Raw genomic sequence first — 21,507 nt, forward strand, 5'->3', positions numbered from 1 at the left:
TAGAAAAAAGTAAAAAAAGGAAAAATTTTTTCGTTTAGAATAATTTATCCAAGTTTAGATTGTAAAAAAGGTTAGGATGTTCGGTCTTTACTTTTTGAACTATTTCATAAATCGATTTTTCATCGTCGTTTTTCATCTCTTCCAAAACTACCGCTTTTACGTCGTCATAATCTATAGGAAATTCGCTTAAAATCGCTTTTTCAAGTTTTAATTCGAAATTTTCTTTCATAATCTGTTTCATACTATCCATTAAGTCGATATATTCATCTACATCCAAAACGACTTTTAGTTTTTCATCGGGAGTTATCATAACCCAAAGAGGAGAGTCGATATCTCCTTGGATTATCTCCATATCTTTACATTGAACGATAGTATTGGATTTGATTTTTTCAGCTATTTGTTTAGCCATACCATTAAACCTTTTTGTGCATGAAGTCTGTTTTCCGCTTCTTGGAAAATCTCATCCGCATGTGATTCGAAAACTTCTTCACTCACCTCATATCCTCTGTAAGCCGGCAGACAATGTAAGAAAATAGCATCGCTTTTTGCCAATTTCATAAGTTCGCTATCAACCTCAAAACCTCTAAAATCTTTGATTCTTTTTTCTTTTTCTTCTTCTTGCCCCATACTAACCCAAGTATCGGTCGTTACCACATCCGCATCTTTTACAGCGGCTTTAGGGTCGTATAAAAATTCTAATTTAGCACCGCTTTTTTTAGCAAACTCCAAAGCTTTCTGTTTTATGTTTTCGTCTATTTCATAGCCTTTTGGAGTGGCGATTCTTAGATTAAACCCGAGCTTACTTGCAAGAATCGCCCAAGAATTCGCCATATTATTACCATCGCCCACATATGCCACGGTAGTATTTGAAGGATTTTCAAAATCGAATTTACCAAACTCTATCATAGTCATCAAATCGGCTAACAATTGTACGGGATGACAAAGGTCTGTCAGGCCGTTAATAACAGGGACTTTACTATATTTTGCAAACTCTTCGAGTCTATCTTGCCCGAAAGTTCTTATCATAACCATATCTACCATTCTACTAATCACTCTTGCGGTATCCTTAAGAGGTTCACCGCGTCCTAATTGTATATCGCGACTACTTAAAAATATTCCGTTACCGCCTAATTGATTAATTCCCACTTCAAAAGAAACTCTCGTTCTTGTAGAGCTCTTTTCGAAAATCATAGCAAGCTGTTTATATTTCATATATGGCTTGAAAATACCGAGTTTCGTCTCTTTTTTTATCTCAAAACCAAGATCGATAATCTCTTTTATCTCTTCTTTGGTATAATCAATAAGCCATAAAAAATGTCTCACTTTAAATCCTTTATTTATAATTAAGGTATAATTTTAGCAAAAAAAGGAGAATTTTTGAAAATATCCGAAATTGCGACTCTTCCTACGAAACACGGAATTTTTAAAATTCAATCTTTTAAAGAAGGAGATAAAGAGCACTTGGTGATTTTCACCGAAAATATGCCCGAAATCCCGCTTGTGAGAATCCACAGCGAATGTCTAACGGGTGATGCTCTTGGAAGCTTAAAATGCGACTGCGGAGAGCAGCTCGATTTCGCCTTAAAAGCCATAAACGAAAAGGGTGGTATGGTAATATATCTAAGACAAGAAGGAAGAGGCATCGGACTTTTTAACAAAGTAAACGCATACGCTCTTCAAGACAAAGGCTTAGATACCGTAGAAGCCAATCATCAGTTGGGATTCGAAGCCGATTTGAGAGATTTTTCGATTGTGGAAAAAATCCTGAATCATTTCGGTATTAAAAAAATAAAACTCCTAACAAACAACCCGAGAAAACTTTTTTCATTAAAAAATATCGAAGTTGTTGAGAGAATACCTATAAAAGTGACACCGAATAAATTCAACGAAAACTACCTAAAAACGAAAAAAGAGAAATTGGGTCACAAATTATAAAATAGGAAAAAAAATGAAAAAAATATATATTACATCGGATGGTTTTTTAGGGTCGTATTTAAAAAATCATTTCAAAAACAACTTAACAAATAATATAGAAAACGCAGATATCGTAATAAATACCGTAGGAATCCTAAAAGAAAACAAACACACTTATGAAGAATCTCACGTAGAGTTCGTAAAAAATCTCATCCCTAAAGTAAAAGATAAAAAACTAATCCACATTTCGGCTTTAGGTAGCAAAAAAAATCACCCTTCCGGCTATAAACACACAAAAGCCCTCGCAGAAGAGCTAATAAAACAAAACGTAAAAAACTACGCAATAATTAAACCTTCGATAATTTTAGGAGAGGGGCAAAAATTATACGAAGAACTCGAAAAATTCAAAAATATGCCTCTAATCTTCGCTCCGAAAATGAAAGTTCAACCTATTACTATCGAAAAACTGACAGCTTTTATCGATAGAGTAATCAAAGACGATTTAAAAGGAGAATTCGAACTTTGCGGCGAAGAAGTGATAAGTATGAAAAAACTCTTCTTAGCAGTTTTTCAAAGATACGGAAAAAATCCTATAATTTTAGAAATGCCAAAAGCATTTTTTAGAATTATGCTACCTTTTTTATCGGTTGCGGGTATAATGAGCAAAGACGAATATTTAATGATAGAAGACAATATCTGTAAAGGCTGAAAATGCAAGAAAAACTTGAAAAATTCACAAACGAACTTTTAAAATGGAACAAAACCCACAAACTAACCAACTACACGACAAAAGAAGAGATTGAAGCTCAGATTCAAGACAGCCTTTATCCGCTTGAGAAAATAAAAGATGCCAAAACAGCGATAGATATAGGCACCGGCGCAGGATTTCCGGGACTTATTTTGGCAATTGCCATGCCCGATACCAAATGGTATTTGGTAGAACCTCTAAAAAAAAGATACAGCTTCCTAAACTACCTAAAAACGATTTTGGGCTTAAAAAACGTAACCGTCGTACCAAAAAGACTCGAAAACGCCGATATAGAACCTGTGGATTTGATAACGAGCAGAGCCGTTATGCCAACCCCTGAAATTTTAAAAATAGCAAAACCTTATCTAAAAGAAAACTCAACGTTACTTCTTTATAAAGGCTCGAACGTCTTAGACGAACTAAACGGCATAAAAGCATCAATCATAAGCAAAGACAAAAGAAACTACATCTTCATAAAGGACTGATATGGGAAAATTAATACTTTTTTTGATTATTGCGGGTGCGATTTATTTCTTTTTTATAAAAAAACCTGCGGTTGAAGAAAAACAAAAAGAAGAGAGTGAAGATTTGGTAATGTGCGATAAATGCAAAACCTTTTATCCTAAAAACGAAATAAAAAAAGTTGACGGAAAAAACATCTGCAAGGATTGCTATGCTAATTCTTGAAGCTCCTTTTCATAACGAAACGTTTTATTTTGCAAAAACGATAGAAGACATCAAAAACTCCCCAAGTAACGCTACTTTAATCTTCGAATATTGTGATTCGTCTTTAGAGGTTTATAGCTTTTGCCATCGTAACGACTTACCTTACGGAGTAATAATTTCTTCGATTAAAGAGTTAATTTTCGTCTCAAGCCTTAATGCTAAATACGTTTTTACCGATATAGTAGAAAATGCCAAAAAGTTTCAAGAGGTAGCTGAAGAATATTTATTGGATACGAAAATTATCTACTTGGCCGATTCGCTTGACGAAATTGAAAAAATAGCTCCTCTTGGAATCGACGGCATAAAAGTTAAGGAGAAACGATGGCAAGAGTTAAGGTCACACCAACCCAAAAGGAGATTATCCTAAAAGAAGAGGATTTTATCGTCTCCAAAACGGATTTAAAAAGTAAAATCCTCTACGGAAACGAAATATTCATCCAAATGAGCGGCTACACGGAAGCCGAACTCTTAGGAAAACCTCACAATATCCTACGACATCCGGATATGCCTAAATGCGCTTTTAAAGTACTTTACGACCATATCCAACAAGAAAACAAAGAGTGGTTCGGATTTGTTAAAAATCTAAGAAAAGACGGCGGTTATTATTGGGTATTTGCAAACATCTCTCCTACTTTTGACGCTTCCGGTCAAAAGGTGGGATACTATTCCGTCAGACGTAAACCAAGAGAAGGATTCAAAAACATAATAGAGCCTCTTTATCAAGAACTCAAAAGAATCGAAGAGAGCGGAGGAATGCAAGCTTCACTTAAAGCCGTAGAAGATTTACTAAACTCAAAAGGCTTAACATTCAACGAACTCATGATAAAAATTCAAAAAGGAATTATCAATGAACTCTAAAATCATAGGAACAATCACGGCCCTGCTCTTTTTGATAGTAGCGGGATACGGCGGATTTAAAGGAGATTTCGTAACCTTAGGACTCGGAGTTTTAGGTATTTTAGCCTCTGCTGCTCTATTTTTTCAAAAGAGCCAAACCACATCTTCTACAAAAAGCTCTTTAATTAAAAAAATCTCAAAAACGATCGAAAGAGCGAGTGAGGGGGATTTTAACAAAAGAATTACAAATATCGACCCGAACGACCCTTTAAACTCTTTAGCGTGGGATGTTAATAACCTGCTTGACCAACTTGAAGCGTTTGAAAGAGACATAAAAGAATCAATCAGCGCCGCAAAACAAGGAATCGATTATAGAGATATATCTCCTCAAGGATACAAAGGTAGATTCAGAGCTACGGTAGAAATCGTAAACGAAGCGATTCAAGCAATTTCAACGGCTTTGAAAGAACAAGCAAGAAGCGAACTATTTATTACACTTAACGACCTCGGCGGCGGAACAAAAACCGAAATTCAAGAAATTAAAAAATCTTTTGACGAAAAACTTAGAGAATTTATGATGAAAATCGACGAACTTTCTACCGAAATTTTCGAAGGTGCGGATGAATCGGCTCAAAAAATCGAAAACCTATCTATCGTACTTAACGAGCTTATCGACTTTATCGCTCATACAAACGAAGCGATTAATATGCTCTCACAAAGAGCCGAAGAAATCGGTAAAATCGTTGAGCTAATCACAGATATCGCGGACCAAACAAACCTACTTGCTTTAAATGCGGCTATCGAAGCGGCAAGAGCGGGAGAACACGGAAGAGGATTTGCGGTAGTTGCGGATGAAATTAGAAAACTTGCCGAAAGAACCCAAAAAGCTACAAGCGAAATTTCAATTACCATTAAAACATTACAACAAGAAACAAGCGACATTCAAGCCAACTCCGAAAAAATCACTTCAATGGCAACTACAAGCAGAGAAGATGTTGATAGCGTAAACGAAATGATTATCGGATTTAGAGACAAATCATTAGAAAACAAAAAGAATGTCGATTTTGCTCTTACAAGAATGCTTATCGACCTTGCAAAACTATCTCATCTTGTTTATAAACTCAACGCATTCGAAGCGGTTGTGGAAGAAAAAGAGATTCCTCAAACAAAAGACAACGAATGTGAATTCGGAAAATGGCTCAGAAGCGAAGAAACAATACACAGAATCGGTTGTCTTAAAGAATACAAAGAAATCAAAGACGTTATCCACAAAAATATTCACAACTTTACAAATGCGGCTCTTGAATGTACAAAAGATAAAAGTTGCATTAAAAGAAAAGACGAAATTATTGACATATTCAAAAAAGTTGAAGATAATTCTAAAAAACTATCTCACAAACTTGACGAGATGTTTGAGCATTATACAAAGGAGCCGTGTAGTTGAGGAAATTCGATTTTTTATTAATTCTCCTTCTCCTTCCTTTTATTTTTGTAAGTTTATATCTTGTTAATGAAATTTCTCATAAACTTTTTATAAAAGAGCTGATTTATATCTCAATAGGTATTGTGGTATTTATTGCGGTGTATTTCATACCTATTCGGAAACTTCTTTGGGTAATTCCGATAGTTTATTGGATTAATATCATTCTTTTATTATTGGTGGATTTGGTCGGAATTAAAATTTTAGGAGCACAGCGGTGGCTTAAAATACCTATTATCAACCTTACCATTCAACCTTCGGAATTTATGAAAACTACCCTGCTTTTAATGCTCGGATACCTCATATATCGCTATCCTCCGCGACCCACATATACGCTTAAAGAATTTTTAAGACTAAGTATTTATATTATAATCCCGTTTTTATTAATCGCAAAAGAGCCTGATTTAGGTACCGCTTTAATTTTATTAATTATCGGATTCGGGGTTTTATTTATTGTTGGAGTGGATAAAAAAATATGGATTACGTTGATTATAGGAGGCGTACTTTTTGCTCCCGTGGCATACAAATATCTACTAAAAGACTATCAAAAAAAGAGAATCGAAAATTTCCTAACTCATCCGAGCTATCACGTAAAACAATCGATGATTGCCATCGGAAGCGGAGGTTTTAGCGGAAAAAGCAAAAACGAAGCCACCCAAACCCAACTAAAATTCCTGCCTATCGCAAGTAGTGATTTTATTTTTGCATATTTGGTGGAAAGATTCGGATTTTTAGGGGCTATTGGAATAATATTTTTGTATTTCGTTTTGATACTTCATTTGCTAAACGTCGCGGAAAAACTAAAAGACGACTATTTTGCAAAAGTAATGTTTGCCGGAGTCGCTCTTATGATTTTTGTCTATTCATACATAAATATAGCAATGACAATGAATTTAGGCCCGGTTGTGGGAGTACCTTTGCCTTTGCTTAGTCACGGAGGTACGAGTTTTATTAACTTTATGATTTTATTTGCTATTTTGGAGAATCTGATAAGCAGAAAAGATTTTTTACATACTCACGGAGTAAAATAGGAGCCTTATTTAGACTCCTCTTTTTTATCTTCCGCTTTTGGCATTTGAGTAGGTGCTTTAGGTTTATTGAATTTAGCCATAATTCCTGAAAGTTTTTCTTTAAGTGTTTCGAAAATATCTTTTGTAGATTCTTCACCTTCAAGAATTTTTTCAAGTTTAGAAATTTCAACATACAAGTCTTTGTAATCGATTTCAACTTTTCCGTATCCTAAAGCTTCACCAAGTTCCAATTGCTCTTTTGCATAAGCTAAAAGCTCTTTTAATTCATCTTTATTCGGATTTTCTTTGTTTGCAAGCTCATTTGCTCTAATAATAGCTTGCTCAGCTCTTAGAATAGGTAACGGAATTACTATTTTTTCAATTACTAACGTTTCAAGCGCTTCTACCAAAAGTTTTTTCGCTTCTTCGAATTTTTCTTGTTCGATTAACGGAATAATAGCTTTCATAACTACAGGATACGTACCTATCGGTAATGCAGTTACGTAAATATCAAGCTCGCTTGCAAGATTTAGCATAATATCTCTTGCCGCTTGTACTTCGCTCGCTTTAATAAGCGCTACAACTTCCGCTTTTGCAGCTTCAACGTCATCAACTGTGCCAGGAAAATCTACGATACTTTGTTTAACATCAACAGGTACCACTTGTAAATTCGGGTCTCTTGCGATTAATACTTCAAGTTTTCCAAGAACGTTTGCGATTTCTTCAAGCGCTTTGTCTTTTTCTTTTTTGTCTAAAAGCTCGATTACTTTTGCAACCATATTGATTGCATCTACAGCTTCTTGAGTTACTTTTTTCACTCTTTCATCTACATAATTGTCTTGAGCGTTTTCAACTTTTTTTGTAACTTCTTTGTTTTCTTCCATTCTTTTTTTATCTGCCATTTTCCCCTCCTTTTGTTTTAGTTACGATGAAATTATACAACTTTATACGGTTATTGTCAAGATAATTGATTATGTAAAGTAATATTTTCTTATTCATAAACGCTAAAGTGATGAAATAGGTAAAGAAGAGGAAGAGATGGGGAAAAGATATGATAACTATGATGAAATAGTGAAATTTTGAGTTTGTGAATCAGTAAAATTAAAGATTTGTAAAATTAAACAACCCGAAACAATTGCGAATTTCAATGGAAAAAAAGCGTTAAAAAAAAGCACTCAAGCTTGAAAAGGTCTGGGCTTTTTAGATTTTTTGTAATGGTCGAAATTTGCTCTCTTGTTGAGGGTGGTTAATTTTTTTATATGATGAATTAGTGAAATGGTAGGTTTATGAAATTACTACCGGAAAAAAAATGAAACCAAAGAAGTTAAAGGTTTATAATCTCCACTTCCACAGCTTTAAACCTTGCTGTTTTTACTTTGTGGTCCGCTTCGTCTCCGAATAGATAGTTGATTTTGTTTTTTGCAAAATGAAAAGTAGTATAAAGTGTGTATGGTCTTACTTTGTCTGTAAATTTTACCTTAAGCTCGGCACTTTCCCCGTATTTTGACCTTAATTTCACTTTTTGGGAAATTTCGTTTTTATGAATCTCGTTTACAAGAAGTATATCGTCGTCATATTTTGAAGTTAGTTTTTCACTCGGTTTTGTTTGAGCGGAGTTGTTATATTGAGGAAGTGCCCTTCCGGTATTTAACCACCAGCGTTTTTTTCCTTTCAATATATCCTCTACTTCGCCTCTTAAATGATATTTGTGGTAATGAAAATGTCCTTTTCCGTCACTTGTTGAGAATTTCTCAAGATGAAGTACGGGCGAATCGCTTCCGTCTTCTTTTATTGGCCATTGAAGAGGCTTTTGTTTCAATCTCTCATAACTCGCACCCCTAAAACGCCCCACTTCTTTTTTACAATCCTCAAATACATCTTCACTTTTTTCGTATTTTAAAGTGCTTCCGAATCTATTTGCAAGTTCTTTAACAACCTCCCAATCATCCGGAAGAGAGCTTTTTACAAGAGGAGTACTTAAATGAAGTCTTCTTTCGGCATTTACATAAACACCGCTTTTTTCATAAGCGCTTTTTACCGCAAAAACGATATCGGCTCTTTTCGTTATCTCATTTGGCATCACTTCCATAACCATTAAAAACTCAAGCTCCTCAAAAGCTTTATGAATTTTGTTTTGATTCGGATGTATATGTAAAATATCCTCGCCCATATTAATAATCGCTTTTATATTGCCATTTAAAATCTCATCTATCACATCAGGTGTCATAAGCCCGATATGCTCTTCATCAGGTCGTATATAATCCGGTAAAAAGTATGGCAAACACCCCACATCACAAGCACCCTGAACGTTGTTTTGACCTCTAAGAGGCAATACCCCCGCACCTTTTGCAAAATTTCCGCTCATCATGGCAAGATTGCTTATCGCATTTACAGCTTCGGTTCCGTCTATATGTTCCGTAACTCCAAGCCCCCAGGCAAATATCGTTTTTTTTGTTATTAGTTTTGCAATTTCTTCGATTTGCTCTTTTATCTTCTCAAAACCTTTTAATTTTTCAAAAAAACGTTTATCGTATTTGTCATTTAACATCAACTCTTTATATTCGTCAAATTTCACACATCTTTTGTTGATAAAATCTTTATCTATCAAATCCCTCTCAATCATCTCTTTTGCAATAGCGTTTAAAAACAAAAGATTGGATTCAAACGGCAAAATTACCGAAATATCGGCAAATTTCATAAGAGGAATTTCTCTAACGTCAACGACAATCAGTTTTGCGCCTCTTTTTTTTGCTTTTATGATTCTGCTTGCAACCATCGGGTGAGCTTCGGTGGTATTGGAGCCTATTACAAAAATCGTCTCGGCATCGAAAATCGAATCGAAATCTACACTGCTCGCCCCCTCACCTATACTCATCTTAAGCCCTGAGAGACTTGGAGAGTGGCAAACTCTTGCGCAGTTATCGACATGAGGAGTTTTTAAAATATTTCTTGCAAAATGCTGAAAAAGCCAAGCACTCTCGATATTGGTTCTCGCACCTCCTATTGCGGCTATAGATTTAGGGGAGTGTTTTTCAATAATATATTTTAATTTCCATGCCGCAATATCCAAAGCCAAATTTAAAGGAGCTTTATAAAATCTTTCGTCCCACTCATATAAATTCGCAAGTCTCACTTGCAATTCAAAAGGCATTTTTTCTGCGTTTTTTTTGATAAATTCATAACTTATCAAATGCTCTTTTAATCTGTTATTTAAAAACTCAAATCCGTATCTGCCTTTTATGCACAACTCACCGCCGCTTGAAATTCCGTTTTTTACCGGCTTTATTTTCGTAACTCGGTTATTCTCAACAATAGCCTCTATTTCACACCCCACCCCGCAATAAGTGCAAACAGACGTCATTAATGCCCTTTTTTGACTAAATATATCTTATTTTGCCACTTTTTGCAATAGTTTGTCTTTTAAACTTAAAGGTAAGAGATTAAAAAGTTTAATAAAGTAATAAAAACGTTTAGGAAAGGCGTACTCTTTTTTGTTTTTTTCTATCGCATACTCAATTCTATCCACACCGCTTTTCAAATCCATTAAAAATGGCATATAAAAATCGTTTTTTGCCGTCATATCCGTTTTTATAAACCCGGGAAGTATATTTATTACCTTGATATTCGGAGCTAAGAGGTTTCTTAGAGATTCGGCGTAAGAATTAAGAGCTCTTTTGCTTGCACTATAAGGCATGGAAGTCGGCGCTCCAACAAGTGAAGCAAGAGAAGAAATTAAAACGATTTTTCCGCTTTTCATATTAGGTACTATTTCACTCAAAAGTGCGTGAATGCTTAAAAAATTGATATCGATAGTCTTTTTAAAATCTTCAAACGGAGTAAATGAGGGAGAATGAGGCAAAGAAATTGCGGCATTACAAATAACGACATCAATTTTTTTATCGCTTAGATACTTAGAAACTCTCAAAACTTCATCCAAATCGGCAAGGTCAAGAGAAATCGCCTCGACATTTGGTATATTTTTTAGATTTTGAACATTTCTTGCTATTGCATAAACTTTATAGCCTTTCTTAAGGTATCTTTGAAGAAGCTCATATCCTATACCTCTACTTGCACCCGTTATAACTACATTCACCTAAAATCCCCATTTCCTCATTATTTTTTGTCCTTCATACGATTTTGCAAATTTCAAAAATCTTTTCGCCATAATCATATTCGGCGCAAATTGAGTCACTCCCATTACAAGGTCGCTTGAAGGAGAGTATTTTTTATCTATCGGAATTATATCAACATATTGTTTATAATTTTTCCAAAAAACGACACCTTTCCAATTAAGCCCGCTATCGGCATTGCTTATTACATTAGCAACGATTTCATTGGAAGTATACGCCACAATTGCCTTATTCGATAAAATTTCATAAAATCTTTTACCTTTTTTGCTTAAAACCTCTTTAGTTTTAACTCCGACCGAAGAATTAGGAGAACCTATTACGACACTTATTTCCGGATTTATTAAAGAATCTAAACTTTTAATCTTTTTAGGATTTCCTTTTTTTACAATAATAACAAGTGTGTTTTCACCTATTTTTGCGGTTTCTAAAAATATTTTCGGATTTTTGTTTATAAATTTAACACTCCCCGGAAAATAGATATCGCATTTTTTCATTGCCGTCATTTTTTTATAAAGAGCACCGCTTTTACCAAAAAGCGTTTTAACTTTAAGTCCCGGATACATCTTCTCAAACTTAGCCGCCATCTCTTTAATCGGATATTTCATCGTAATACCGCTATATATGATAAGTGTTTGAGCAAAAACTATCTTAGCCAACAAAATCAAAAATAATTTTTTCATCCTCTCTCCTTGATATAATTTCATAAAAAAGGTTTTTTATGTTTAATTTGGTTTCAAAACTTTTTACAGGGTTTTTATTACCGCCGGGACTCTTCATCACAATTTTTATAATTATTGCCGTACTTAGTAAAAAAGTTAGAAAAATAGCAATTTTTAGTGCCGTTTTATTATATTTAATATCGACAAAACCTATCGCAAATTTACTTCTAACGCCTCTTGAAAATGATATTACAATAATACAACACGAAAATGACGCGAAATATACAATTCTACTCGGCGGAGGATTTAATTTCAAAGATATTTTCAAATTTTCACCTCACGCTTTTAAAAGAGAAGTTTACGCTTTTATGATTTCAAAAGAGACAAACACCCCTTTAATCTTTTGCGGAGCGAAAAAAGAGATGAAAGCATTCTTAGATGATTTAAGACTTTTTGAAAAACGATTTAATTTTAAAATCACTTATTATTTTCCAAAACCTTCCCTAAACACTTACCAAAACGCCGAAACTGCAAGCGAGCTTTTTGAAGAAAAAGGATGGAAGAAAAAAATATATCTCATCACCAGCGCTTATCATATGAAAAGAGCGATAATGCTCTATAAACATTTCGGATTCGAAGTAGTACCGAAACCTGTAGATTTTTTAAGAGATTATAATTACGATTATTGGGATTTTCTGCCGAATGCCGGAAGTTTTCTTAAAAGCTATGCGGCAATTCACGAATATTTCGGAATTTTAAGTTTAAAACTTAGAGGTATTTAGTTTTTTTACGAACTCTTCAAATTCCTCTTTTTTTAAAGGCTTAGCAAAAAGATACCCTTGAAAATAATCGACTCCCAGCTCTTTTAAAACTTCAAACTGCTCTTGATATTCAACTCCCTCCGCAACGGTTAAAAGATTTAGATTTTTAGACATATCGATTATCGTTTTTACATAAACTCTTCCTTCTTTACTCAACACCTCATCAACAAACGATTTATCTATTTTTAAAATATCTATTTTAAACTCTTTTAAAACGGAAATAGAAGAATACCCCGTACCGAAATCGTCAAGATTTATTTTAAAGCCCATTCTTTTCAAAAGCTCTAAAAGATGAAGCGCTCTTTGTTTGTTTTCGATAAATACGGATTCGGTAATTTCTATTTCCAAATTAGAAACGTTAGGTTTTATTTTTGAAATAATATTTCTTACATCATTCAAAAAACCTTCTCTTCTCATCTGCACAACCGAGACGTTAAAAGCCAAAGATATCTCTTTTAAAATCTCATCACTCTCCCACTCTTGCACTCTTTTTGCAGATTCTTCTATAACCCATTTACCTATTTCATAAATAAGACCGCTTTTCTCCGCTACCGGTATAAACTCTCCCGGAGGCACTACTTTTCCGTCTTTAATCCACCTAATAAGAGCCTCACAACCCACCACTCTTTTATTTCTATCGAGTTTGGGCTGATAAAAAAGCTCGAATTCTTCATTTTCTATAGCTTTTTGAAGCATTGTTTTTATCGTATATTCTTTACTTATTTTCTCTTTAACGTCAGTATTAAAAATTACATATTTATTTCTACCTCTATGTTTTGCTTCATACATGGCAATATCCGCGTTTTTAAGTAACTCATCAAAGCTTTTTCCGTCATGAGGATAAATAGCCACACCCACACTTGCGGAAGTGGAAAGTTCGTAGTTTCTTATAATCCATTTTTTATCAAGCCTTTTTAAAAGCTCGTTTAATCTTTTATTTAACTCGATAGTATCGCAGTCATTCAAAAGCAAAATAAACTCATCCCCGCCTATTCTCGTTATAACTTCATCCGACTTTACAAAATTCTTCAATTCGTTTGCGACTTCTATAATTAACGCATCTCCGACACTATGTCCGTAAAAATCGTTAATTTCTTTGAAGTTATCCAAATCCAAAAACAACAAACAAAATTTTTGACCTTTTTTTATTCTCTTTTCAACCTCTTTAAGTAATAATTTTTTATTCCCAAGTCCCGTTAAAAAATCCGTAATAGAGCTTTTGTAAAGATTGTTGATAATAGTATCAAGCTCTTTAAAACTTTGAGTTAATGCGTTTTTTATATCGTTTATCTCTTTTATAGGAATAAATTTCGGCTCGAAATCTTTTTTTTCAGCATAAAGTTTCAATCTCAAAAGAGGATTTATCAAATAATATTGAACCATATAGTTCAAAATAAAAAATATTGCACTTATAATCATAAAATAAAAAACCAAATATTTTACTTTCAAATCAACAAACATACTTTTTAATTTGTCTTTATTTAAAAATACGTAAAGGTCATAAACCTTTTGCTTGTTTTGTTTATAAAACTTTATCGGTATTACAAACGCTTTTTTTTCAAGTAAATCTTTTAATGTTATATCGTTAATATTTTTTTTGACATTATTTTCAGGTACTTTCAAATCGACATCACCCGAAACGAAAAGTTTTTTATTTCCATCAGCTAATACGAATCCTCTAATAAGATCGTTTTTCGCAACTTTTCTATCAAGTACCGGCCTTAAAAAATATACGTCATTATTTTTATTTAATATTTTTGAAGCTATATAACTGCTATCTTGAAGGTCTTTTTTTATATTTTCGATTATAACCGCAACGGTTTTACTTTGTTGTTCGGTATAAATAAAATATATAAAAAGGCTCAAAATACCTACAATACCTAAATTAAGTAAAAAAATAAACGTCTTAATTCTCATCAATCAAATCCTTGGTATCAAAACCTATTTTTTTAAGCCTCAAAAGTAAATCTTTATCGGGATTATTAATCCATTTTATTTTCCCAAGAGCCTTTTTAAAATCTTCGTACGAATAATCCGGAAAATAATTTTTTATAACTTCATAAGCCGATTTCGGATTTTTTTTAATAACCTCCACAGCCATGTCTATTTGTTTTTTAAAGTTTTTAAATCTTTGCCTATTCTCGCAATGTTTATGAATAAATATCGCATCAATAACCAATAAATCTTTGTCGTTACGTGTAGAATCTATAACTTTAAAACCTTTTTTAATAAAAAGCTTGTCATAAGGAGAGTATGTAACTATCAAAATATTTTTTTTCATATCGAAAGATTGCTGAGATAATTGTTCTTGATCGTTACTATGAAAATTCATTTTAGTTAGAGGAATGTTATATTTTTTTGCGAAATATTGTAAAAGCAGATAATTAACGGACCCCATTTCAAGATATACGTCTATTTTTTTAGCTTTTTTAAGCTCTTCAATGCTTCTATTGGATAAAATCATATCGCCGCCGTATGATTTATCAAGCAAAATAATAGGTTTTACTTCTTTTTTTATTTGAAAATATTCATATTGCGTAGCGGCAAGACCGTTTACAAGACCGCTCTCGTAAAGTTTTACGCTCTCCGCAAGAGAAACTGTTCTTATTACCCTGATTTTGTCTTTTTTTAGCCACCCTTTTTCGTTTGCATAAAAAATAGGAGCATACCCTATCCACTCGTTAGCGGCTATACTTATCTCTTTAGTTTTTTCACATCCCGTAAAAATCAAGAACAAAACCAAAGAGACAAGCATACCTTTTTTCATAATCCCTCCTTATAAAAATATCATAATCACCCCTATAAATAAAATTGACGTCAAAATAACCAAATACGCAACTTTTTGCGGATATAAGTTAAATAACGCCGCTAAATTTACATTCGTCACCGCCAAAGGCGTCAGCACTTCAAGCAAAACGGCCTGGTGAAATATCGGCTTTAAATGACAGAACTTTAACAGAATAAATGAAATTAAAGGAAAAACTAAAAATTTATTAATAGTAGTCACTAAACTTAATTTAAAGCTAACTTCTTTAGCTTTAATCTCAGCCACGTAAATACCGAAAATCAAAAGTTGAACCACAATAGAAGCAAAAGCTCCCATTTGCAATATTTTCATAATATCCGCAGGAAATCTAACCCCGCCGATATTTAAAATTAACGCCAAAATCCCAAACCACATAACAGGAATTTTGACTATTTTTTTAAAAGCGTCTTTAAAAGAGTATTCACCTTTTGCAAAGAAAAAAATCCCGAAAGAATAGATAAAAAAGATATTTGCCAAATTTACCATAGTAGCGATACTCGCTCCTATATCTCCAAAAAGAGCATATGACAAAGGAATTCCCAAATTTCCGGTATTTCCGATAAGAGGAGTTAAAGAAGCTATAATTTTTTCTTTTTTATCTTTCAAAAACAAAAAGGCTAAAAGTGCGGTAAATATCAAGGAAATAAAAACAGCACCCAAATAAACAACGGGAGAAATTATCAAATCGAAATTCAAAGGCACAAGCATAATACCCCAAAGGGTCAAGAAAGGTTGAAGAAAATAGGTGGAGAGAATAACTAATGTTTTTCCCTCAATCTCTTCTTTAAAAATTTTTTTTGCAAAAAATCCTATTACGATAAAAATATAAATTCCGATAACGGTTATCAAAACTTAGCTTTTAATAAATTTGATTATTTCGTCTTTAATTGCGTTTTTGTTAATAATATTTTCGTTTACGATATCTTTTTCAAAAAGCTCTCTTATCATATCCGGAGCTTTTACGTCATAATGTGTTTCGATATAAGCGATTGCGTCTTTATCGGATATCGTTTGCTCTTCAAGTTCGGCAATTTCTCTATTTACGTCTTCACCTGTGAGAGCATAATAGATACTCGGTGCGAATTTAGTCCACTCGGCCGTAGAATATGCCACTACGTAATTATTAAGTTTTCCTTTTTCTTTTAGATATTCATAAGCTTTTATCGCCGTAGCAGTATGAGGGTCCATTAAATAGTTTTCCTTATTTGCATATCTTCTGATAATTTCTTCACATTCTCCGTCAGTTGCAAAATCAGCGTCGAAATCTTCTTGGATTTTCGCCAATTCCTCTTTTGTAAGTTCGAAATATCCGTTTTCTTCAAGTGAAGTCATAAGCTCTTTTGTTCTCTCTTCACCGAATTTATCAAAAATCATTCTCTCTACGTTACTTGATTTTAAAATATCCATAGCCGGTGAAATGGTTTTTATCAGTTTTTTATCTCTCAAATCATATCTTCCGAATTTGATAAGTTCGTAAAGTACGTTATTTTTATTTGAGGCGATAACGATTTTATCTATAGGAAGCCCCATTCTTTTAGCATAATAAGCTCCAAGAGCGTTTCCGAAATTTCCACTTGGAATAATAACGTCGAATTTTTGTCCCAACAACACTTCGCCGTTTTCAAGAAGCTTTAGATAACTCCAAAAATGATATATGATTTGGAAAATAATTCTTCCGAAGTTCACGCTGTTTGCAGCTGAGAGCTTAATACCCTCTTCATCAAGAGTTTTTCTAAAATCTTCATCTTTCAAAAGAGCTTTCAGAGTGGTTTGAGCATCGTCAAAGTCTCCTAAAATACCTAAAACTTTTTCGTTTTTAGCATCAGTAGTTACCATTTGAAGTTTTTGTACTTCACTTGTCCCTTCATGAGGATAAATACATACTACTTTTATATTTTCTCTATTTTCAAACGTTTTTAGGGTAGCCGGACCGGTATCTCCCGAAGTTGCCGCCATAATCAAATAATTTTCATCTCTTTTTTTAGCAAGGTCAGATAAAATAACCCCGAAAGGTTGCAGCGCCATATCTTTAAAAGCCCTCGTAGGTCCGTGCCAAAGCTCCGCAACGCTTAAATCTCTTTTAACTTTTACAACCGGTACCACTTCAGGATCGTCAAAATTTCTAAGATAAGTATACAAAGCCTCTTCTATAAGATCTTTATCGATATCGATTTTAAAAAGCTTTAAAATACCTCTTGCAATATGTCTATATGTCGTCTCATCTCTGTCGTCATAATATCTGATAATAAATCTTTCATCAATTTTAGGCAATTTTTCAGGTACGAAAAGCCCTCCGTTCGGGGCTGCCGGGTTTAAAATCACCTCACTAAAACTCTTCTTCTCATCCGTTCCGCGAGTTCCGATAAATTTCATTAATACCTCCGTTAATTTAAAAAACTTTCTCTTTTAATTATGAAATTATAGTAAAATTTCAACAAAAAGGGTTGGATTTGGTTCCTTTTCATATTCATAGCGACTATTCACTGCTTCACTCTTCTTTAAAAATAAAAGATTTAGTCAATAAAGCAAAAGAGCTCGGCTACAAGACGCTTGGAATCAGCGAACTTGACAATATGTTCAGCGCCATCGAATTTTATGAAACGTGCAAAAAAAACGAAATAAAACCTATTATAGGCACGGACGTTTTGGTAGATATCGAGGGTAATCTTCATAGAATGGTATTAATTGCCAAAAACTACCAAGGCTATAAAAACCTTATGTATCTAAGCTCTATAAGTTATCTTTATCACCAAAAAGGCCACCAAGCTATAGTACCTTTTGAAGAGCTTGTCAATCACCAAGAAGGCGTGGCGGTAGTGCTTCCTATGACGGAGAGTTTAGTCGGGTTTCATCTTAATATTCTAAACGAAGAAAACATTCTAAAAGGAGCCAAAGGAAAAGCCCAAGCCAAATATTCGGCACTATTTTTAAAAGAAAAAATCAACGACTTATATCTCGAAATAAGACGCGACAGTTTTAAAGAATCCCTCATCGAAAAAGACCTGATAGAAATAAGCGAAGAGTGCGACATTCCCCTAATCGCTTCGAGTAATATCTATTATCTCGAAAAACTCGATTATATCTACAAAGACGCCCTTGAATGTATTGAGAGCAACAAACAATTCGACGACGTTCACAGAGATTTCGACATAGGAGAATATTATCTAAAATCTCCCGAAGAATACGAAAACCTTTTTAGCGACATTCCTAAGGCACTTGAAAACAACAAAAAGCTTTTTGAAAGTATAGACCTTGAAATTCCTCTTGGAAATCCTACTCCTCCGACATTTAAATTTACAAAAGAGTACGCGCAAAAAGAGGGTCTTGATATAGAAAGCGACGTAGAATATTTCGAATACAAATGCTGGGAAGGATTAAACAAAAGACTCCAAAAAATCCCGAAATCCGAACACGAAACTTACAAAAAAAGACTCGAGCACGAAATAAATATCATTAAAAAAATGAAATTCCCGGGATATATGCTTATAGTTTGGGATTTTATCAACTACGCAAAAGACCCGAGCCGCCACCTAAGAGGAGACGGAAACAAAATCCCGGTAGGTCCGGGACGGGGAAGTGCTGCCGGGAGTTTGGTGGCGTATGCTTTAGAAATTACTAATATCGACCCTATAAAATACGGACTACTTTTTGAGAGATTTTTGAATCCCGAGAGGGTGAGTATGCCCGATATCGACGTCGATTTTTGTCAGGACAGACGTGATGAGGTGATAGAATACGTAAAAGAAAAATACGGAAGCGAAAACGTAGCGCAAGTGGTGACATTCGGTTCTTTGCTTGCAAAAGGTGTTTTAAGAGACGTAGCGAGAATATTCGGTATCGACTACTCAGAAGCCGACAGATTCGTAAAACTTATCCCCGACCAACTCGGAATTACTCTACAAAAAGCAAAAGAATTGGAACCGAAAATCGTAGAAATCACACAAGAAGACCCTCTTTATAACAGACTCTATTCATTCGGCGAATCGCTTGAAGGACTAAAAAGAAACACAGGAAAACACGCAGCCGGAGTCGTAATAAGCGATGAAAAACTCTGGAACAAATCCCCTCTATACAAACAAGACGAGCACGACGAATTCCACACAACTCAATATTCTCTAAACTACCTTGAACCGGTCGATTTGATTAAATTCGACTTTTTGGGATTAAAAACGCTAACGGTTATAGACAAAGCCGTAAAAAACATAAAACTAAATAAAAACGAAGACGTTAATATCGACGACTTATCACTCAGCGACCCTAAAGTTTTCGAGCTTATCCAAAGCGGAAAAACATTAGGTCTATTCCAAATAGAATCGGACGGAATGCAGGATTTGGCAAAAAGATTAAAACCATCAACCTTCGAAGACGTAATTGCGATGCTCGCACTCTACCGCCCGGGACCTATGGATGCCGGAATGCTTGATGACTACATCGAAAGAAAACACGGAAGAAAACCTATCAGTTATTTCTACGACGAATTCGAAGAAGTGCTAAAACCTATTTTGGAGCCGACTTACGGGGTTATCGTTTATCAAGAACAGGTAATGCAGATAGTTCAGGCAATCGGGGGATTCTCTCTTGGTGAAGCGGATATCATAAGACGGGCTATGGGTAAGAAAAAAGCCGATTTGATGGCGAAATACGCAGAAGAATTCGCTCAAAGAGCCCAAAAACAAGGCTTTTCGTATGAAAACGCAAAAGCACTCTTTAACTTAATCGAGAAATTCGCCGGATACGGATTCAATAAATCCCACTCGGCGGCTTATGCAATGATTACATATCAAACGGCATGGCTAAAAAAATACTACCCTACCGAATTTTTAAGCGCCTTGCTTACATACGAGGCCGACAATACCGACAAAATCGCAAAATATATAGACGAAGCCAAATCCTTGGGAATAGAAGTACTTCCGCCTGACGTTAATAAATCAAACGCTGAATTCACTCCTATGGGTGAAAAGATACTTTTCGGACTTAGCGCGATTAAAGGAGTCGGTAGCAAAGCAATAGAGAGTATCGTAGCAAACAGACCTTTTAAAGATTTGGAAGATTTTATTTTAAGAGTAGATACTTCAAAAGTAAACAAAAAAGTATTAGAACAACTCATAAAATCCGGAGCTATGGATTGTTTCGGATTATCGAGAAAAGCGATGCTTCAAAACGTGGAAAATATATTAGAATTCAAAAAACGCGTAGAAGACAAAAAAAACGCAATCAACCACGAGCACTCTTTATTTGCTGATATGGCGGATGAAAGTGATGATTATCGAGAAAAATTAGAAATTCACGATATGCCTGAATTCGATACGAAAACATTGCTTGAGGGCGAATACGAAACGTTAGGATTTTACGTCTCCGCTCATCCTCTTGACCCTTACAAAGAAAAAATAGAAAAACTAAACTACAACCTCTCAAGCGAAGTTGAAGAAATTATCGGACAAGAAGCTCTTTTTGTCGGAAAAATAGAGGGAATGAAAGTAAGAATCTCCAAAAAAGGAAACAAATTCGCAATAGCGAATCTTATGGATTATCACGGCAAAATAGATATTATGATTTTCGAAAGAGACTTAAACAAACTCCAAGAATACAACCTTGACGAGCCTTTGGCGATAAAAGCTGCGGTAGATAAAGTCGGAGAGTTTTTAAGAGTAACGTGTAGAAAAGTTATGAGTTTGGAAGAAGCGGCAAACGAAAAAGCCGCGGTAAAAGACGAAATTACGATAATACAAAGAGAAATTTCAGAAAATTACGAAGAGGATTTGATGAAAATCTATAACGAAATCTCAAAAAATCCGGGAAATAAAAGAGCGATTTTACAAATAAAAACGCCTTTTGGGTTTACCTTAAAAGTAGAAACCAATCTAAGAACCTCTATTTAATCAGCTCTTTTATCTTTTCTTTGAAATTACATAAAAACTGAGGATATTCCTCATCAATTTTGCTTAAATCGACATATTCTCTCATAAAAGTATCCAAATCTATTCCGGATTGCATACCTAAAGAAAAACCTTTAAACATCTCTTTGATTTTTGGAGAATCGACCAAATCGACCATACTTTCGGCAAAAGGAATAGCCTCTTCAAACATCCCTTCTCTCCACATTCCGACCATATTATCAAATAACGTCACAACTGCAAAAAGCTCTTCGTCGTTTTTCAAATCGAATTTTTCGTTATTCGTTAGTTTATGTTGATACATTATAAAAGCTTCGTTAAACGCTTTTTCGAATTCTTCTTCCGCTTTTTGAGTATCTCCCTTTGTTAAGGCGTTTCTAAACTCATAATAGTGCTCTTTTACGCTCATACCAATCCTTTTTTTCGGAAATTTTAACATTTTATTTGCTTTTTATAAAATATACGGCTATAATGTCAATGCA

21 protein-coding genes are annotated in these 21,507 nt (G+C 34.3%); 10 read left to right on the forward strand and 11 right to left on the reverse strand.

Annotated elements, in window-relative coordinates; all coding sequences use genetic code 11:
• Positions 1 to 34: 34 nt before the first annotated feature.
• Both EDC58_RS06490 and argF read right to left on the reverse strand, forming a co-directional pair.
• Positions 35 to 409 carry a DUF2603 domain-containing protein gene (locus tag EDC58_RS06490; RefSeq protein WP_123352706.1) on the reverse strand — a complete coding sequence of 125 codons (375 nt, stop codon included), beginning with the start codon at positions 407 to 409 and terminating at the stop codon, positions 35 to 37.
• Positions 394 to 1,323, reverse strand: a complete 930-nt coding sequence (gene argF, locus EDC58_RS06495) for an ornithine carbamoyltransferase (protein ID WP_123352707.1) — start codon at positions 1,321 to 1,323, stop codon at positions 394 to 396. The genes EDC58_RS06490 and argF overlap by 16 nt, the downstream gene beginning before the upstream one ends.
• A gap of 54 nt (positions 1,324 to 1,377) precedes the next feature.
• On the opposite strand from argF, the gene ribA reads away from it, so the two are divergent.
• The 8 genes from ribA to EDC58_RS06535 are packed head-to-tail and all read left to right on the forward strand — an operon-like array spanning position 1,378 to position 6,736.
• Positions 1,378 to 1,935: a GTP cyclohydrolase II gene (ribA, locus tag EDC58_RS06500; protein WP_123352708.1), complete on the forward strand. Its 558-nt coding sequence runs from the start codon at positions 1,378 to 1,380 to the stop codon at positions 1,933 to 1,935.
• A gap of 13 nt (positions 1,936 to 1,948) precedes the next feature.
• Positions 1,949 to 2,623, forward strand: coding sequence for an SDR family oxidoreductase (locus EDC58_RS06505; protein WP_123352709.1), 675 nt, complete (start codon positions 1,949 to 1,951; stop codon positions 2,621 to 2,623).
• Between the two features lie 2 nt (positions 2,624 to 2,625).
• Positions 2,626 to 3,147, forward strand: a complete 522-nt coding sequence (gene rsmG, locus EDC58_RS06510; protein WP_123352710.1) for a 16S rRNA (guanine(527)-N(7))-methyltransferase RsmG — start codon at positions 2,626 to 2,628, stop codon at positions 3,145 to 3,147.
• A gap of 1 nt (position 3,148) precedes the next feature.
• Positions 3,149 to 3,349, forward strand: coding sequence for a PP0621 family protein (locus EDC58_RS06515; RefSeq protein ID WP_123352711.1), 201 nt, complete (start codon positions 3,149 to 3,151; stop codon positions 3,347 to 3,349).
• Positions 3,336 to 3,755: a hypothetical protein gene (locus tag EDC58_RS06520; RefSeq protein ID WP_123352712.1), complete on the forward strand. Its 420-nt coding sequence runs from the start codon at positions 3,336 to 3,338 to the stop codon at positions 3,753 to 3,755. Before EDC58_RS06515 ends, EDC58_RS06520 begins: the two co-directional genes overlap by 14 nt.
• Positions 3,710 to 4,246 (forward strand): PAS domain-containing protein, encoded by a 537-nt coding sequence (locus EDC58_RS06525; protein ID WP_123352713.1) that lies wholly within the window; start codon positions 3,710 to 3,712, stop codon positions 4,244 to 4,246. Before EDC58_RS06520 ends, EDC58_RS06525 begins: the two co-directional genes overlap by 46 nt.
• Positions 4,236 to 5,669 carry a methyl-accepting chemotaxis protein gene (locus EDC58_RS10360; protein WP_123352714.1) on the forward strand — a complete coding sequence of 478 codons (1,434 nt, stop codon included), beginning with the start codon at positions 4,236 to 4,238 and terminating at the stop codon, positions 5,667 to 5,669. Before EDC58_RS06525 ends, EDC58_RS10360 begins: the two co-directional genes overlap by 11 nt.
• Complete coding sequence (locus EDC58_RS06535) at positions 5,666 to 6,736, forward strand: FtsW/RodA/SpoVE family cell cycle protein (protein WP_123352715.1); 1,071 nt, start codon at positions 5,666 to 5,668, stop codon at positions 6,734 to 6,736. The genes EDC58_RS10360 and EDC58_RS06535 overlap by 4 nt, the downstream gene beginning before the upstream one ends.
• Positions 6,737 to 6,741: 5 nt before the next feature.
• Here EDC58_RS06535 and EDC58_RS06540 read toward each other — a convergent pair whose 3' ends face one another.
• The 4 genes from EDC58_RS06540 to EDC58_RS06555 all read right to left on the reverse strand — a co-directional run bounded on the left by EDC58_RS06540 (position 6,742) and on the right by EDC58_RS06555 (position 11,525).
• Entirely contained in the window at positions 6,742 to 7,617 is an 876-nt protein-coding gene (locus tag EDC58_RS06540; protein ID WP_123352716.1) for a YfdX family protein, read from the reverse strand.
• 422 nt (positions 7,618 to 8,039) lie between these two features.
• Positions 8,040 to 10,076 (reverse strand): molybdopterin oxidoreductase family protein, encoded by a 2,037-nt coding sequence (locus EDC58_RS06545; RefSeq protein ID WP_123352717.1) that lies wholly within the window; start codon positions 10,074 to 10,076, stop codon positions 8,040 to 8,042.
• Positions 10,077 to 10,103: 27 nt separating this feature from the next.
• Positions 10,104 to 10,808 carry an SDR family NAD(P)-dependent oxidoreductase gene (locus EDC58_RS06550; RefSeq protein WP_123352718.1) on the reverse strand — a complete coding sequence of 235 codons (705 nt, stop codon included), beginning with the start codon at positions 10,806 to 10,808 and terminating at the stop codon, positions 10,104 to 10,106.
• Complete coding sequence (locus tag EDC58_RS06555) at positions 10,809 to 11,525, reverse strand: molybdate ABC transporter substrate-binding protein (RefSeq protein ID WP_170151126.1); 717 nt, start codon at positions 11,523 to 11,525, stop codon at positions 10,809 to 10,811.
• 38 nt (positions 11,526 to 11,563) lie between these two features.
• On the opposite strand from EDC58_RS06555, the gene EDC58_RS06560 reads away from it, so the two are divergent.
• Positions 11,564 to 12,286: a YdcF family protein gene (locus EDC58_RS06560; RefSeq protein WP_123352720.1), complete on the forward strand. Its 723-nt coding sequence runs from the start codon at positions 11,564 to 11,566 to the stop codon at positions 12,284 to 12,286.
• Here EDC58_RS06560 and EDC58_RS06565 read toward each other — a convergent pair.
• The 4 genes from EDC58_RS06565 to thrC are packed head-to-tail and all read right to left on the reverse strand — an operon-like array spanning position 12,266 to position 17,504.
• On the reverse strand, positions 12,266 to 14,242 hold the full coding sequence (locus EDC58_RS06565) for a putative bifunctional diguanylate cyclase/phosphodiesterase (RefSeq protein WP_123352721.1): 1,977 nt from the start codon (positions 14,240 to 14,242) through the stop codon (positions 12,266 to 12,268). The genes EDC58_RS06560 and EDC58_RS06565 overlap by 21 nt on opposite strands.
• Positions 14,232 to 15,092 (reverse strand): type 2 periplasmic-binding domain-containing protein, encoded by an 861-nt coding sequence (locus tag EDC58_RS06570; RefSeq protein ID WP_123352722.1) that lies wholly within the window; start codon positions 15,090 to 15,092, stop codon positions 14,232 to 14,234. The genes EDC58_RS06565 and EDC58_RS06570 overlap by 11 nt, the downstream gene beginning before the upstream one ends.
• A 9-nt stretch (positions 15,093 to 15,101) precedes the next feature.
• Complete coding sequence (locus tag EDC58_RS06575) at positions 15,102 to 15,980, reverse strand: AEC family transporter (protein WP_123352723.1); 879 nt, start codon at positions 15,978 to 15,980, stop codon at positions 15,102 to 15,104.
• 3 nt (positions 15,981 to 15,983) lie between these two features.
• Entirely contained in the window at positions 15,984 to 17,504 is a 1,521-nt protein-coding gene (gene thrC / locus EDC58_RS06580; RefSeq protein WP_123352724.1) for a threonine synthase, read from the reverse strand.
• Between the two features lie 77 nt (positions 17,505 to 17,581).
• Between thrC and dnaE the strand changes: the two genes are divergently transcribed.
• On the forward strand, positions 17,582 to 21,010 hold the full coding sequence (gene dnaE, locus EDC58_RS06585) for a DNA polymerase III subunit alpha (protein ID WP_123352725.1): 3,429 nt from the start codon (positions 17,582 to 17,584) through the stop codon (positions 21,008 to 21,010).
• On the opposite strand, the gene EDC58_RS06590 is transcribed toward dnaE, so the two are convergent.
• Positions 21,003 to 21,434, reverse strand: coding sequence for a DNA polymerase III subunit alpha (locus EDC58_RS06590; RefSeq protein ID WP_123352726.1), 432 nt, complete (start codon positions 21,432 to 21,434; stop codon positions 21,003 to 21,005). The genes dnaE and EDC58_RS06590 overlap by 8 nt on opposite strands.
• Positions 21,435 to 21,507: the final 73 nt, after the last annotated feature.

The sequence above is a fragment of the Caminibacter pacificus genome (assembly GCF_003752135.1).
Classification (GTDB): domain Bacteria; phylum Campylobacterota; class Campylobacteria; order Campylobacterales; family Nautiliaceae; genus Caminibacter; species Caminibacter pacificus.

Bases quoted from the DNA above. Each gene is read 5' to 3' on its own strand.
- EDC58_RS06570 (WP_123352722.1), bottom strand. From the start codon at position 15,092: ATGAAAAAAGGTATGCTTGTCTCTTTGGTTTTGTTCTTGATTTTTACG.
- EDC58_RS06590 (WP_123352726.1), bottom strand. From the start codon at position 21,434: ATGAGCGTAAAAGAGCACTATTATGAGTTTAGAAACGCCTTAACAAAG.
- EDC58_RS06490 (WP_123352706.1), bottom strand. From the start codon at position 409: ATGGCTAAACAAATAGCTGAAAAAATCAAATCCAATACTATCGTTCAA.
- EDC58_RS06555 (WP_170151126.1), bottom strand. From the start codon at position 11,525: ATGAAAAAATTATTTTTGATTTTGTTGGCTAAGATAGTTTTTGCTCAA.
- EDC58_RS06565 (WP_123352721.1), bottom strand. From the start codon at position 14,242: ATGAGAATTAAGACGTTTATTTTTTTACTTAATTTAGGTATTGTAGGT.
- EDC58_RS06515 (WP_123352711.1), top strand. From the start codon at position 3,149: ATGGGAAAATTAATACTTTTTTTGATTATTGCGGGTGCGATTTATTTC.
- rsmG (WP_123352710.1), top strand. From the start codon at position 2,626: ATGCAAGAAAAACTTGAAAAATTCACAAACGAACTTTTAAAATGGAAC.
- thrC (WP_123352724.1), bottom strand. From the start codon at position 17,504: ATGAAATTTATCGGAACTCGCGGAACGGATGAGAAGAAGAGTTTTAGT.
- EDC58_RS06545 (WP_123352717.1), bottom strand. From the start codon at position 10,076: ATGACGTCTGTTTGCACTTATTGCGGGGTGGGGTGTGAAATAGAGGCT.
- EDC58_RS10360 (WP_123352714.1), top strand. From the start codon at position 4,236: ATGAACTCTAAAATCATAGGAACAATCACGGCCCTGCTCTTTTTGATA.
- EDC58_RS06525 (WP_123352713.1), top strand. From the start codon at position 3,710: ATGGCAAGAGTTAAGGTCACACCAACCCAAAAGGAGATTATCCTAAAA.
- EDC58_RS06505 (WP_123352709.1), top strand. From the start codon at position 1,949: ATGAAAAAAATATATATTACATCGGATGGTTTTTTAGGGTCGTATTTA.
- EDC58_RS06520 (WP_123352712.1), top strand. From the start codon at position 3,336: ATGCTAATTCTTGAAGCTCCTTTTCATAACGAAACGTTTTATTTTGCA.
- EDC58_RS06540 (WP_123352716.1), bottom strand. From the start codon at position 7,617: ATGGCAGATAAAAAAAGAATGGAAGAAAACAAAGAAGTTACAAAAAAA.
- EDC58_RS06560 (WP_123352720.1), top strand. From the start codon at position 11,564: ATGTTTAATTTGGTTTCAAAACTTTTTACAGGGTTTTTATTACCGCCG.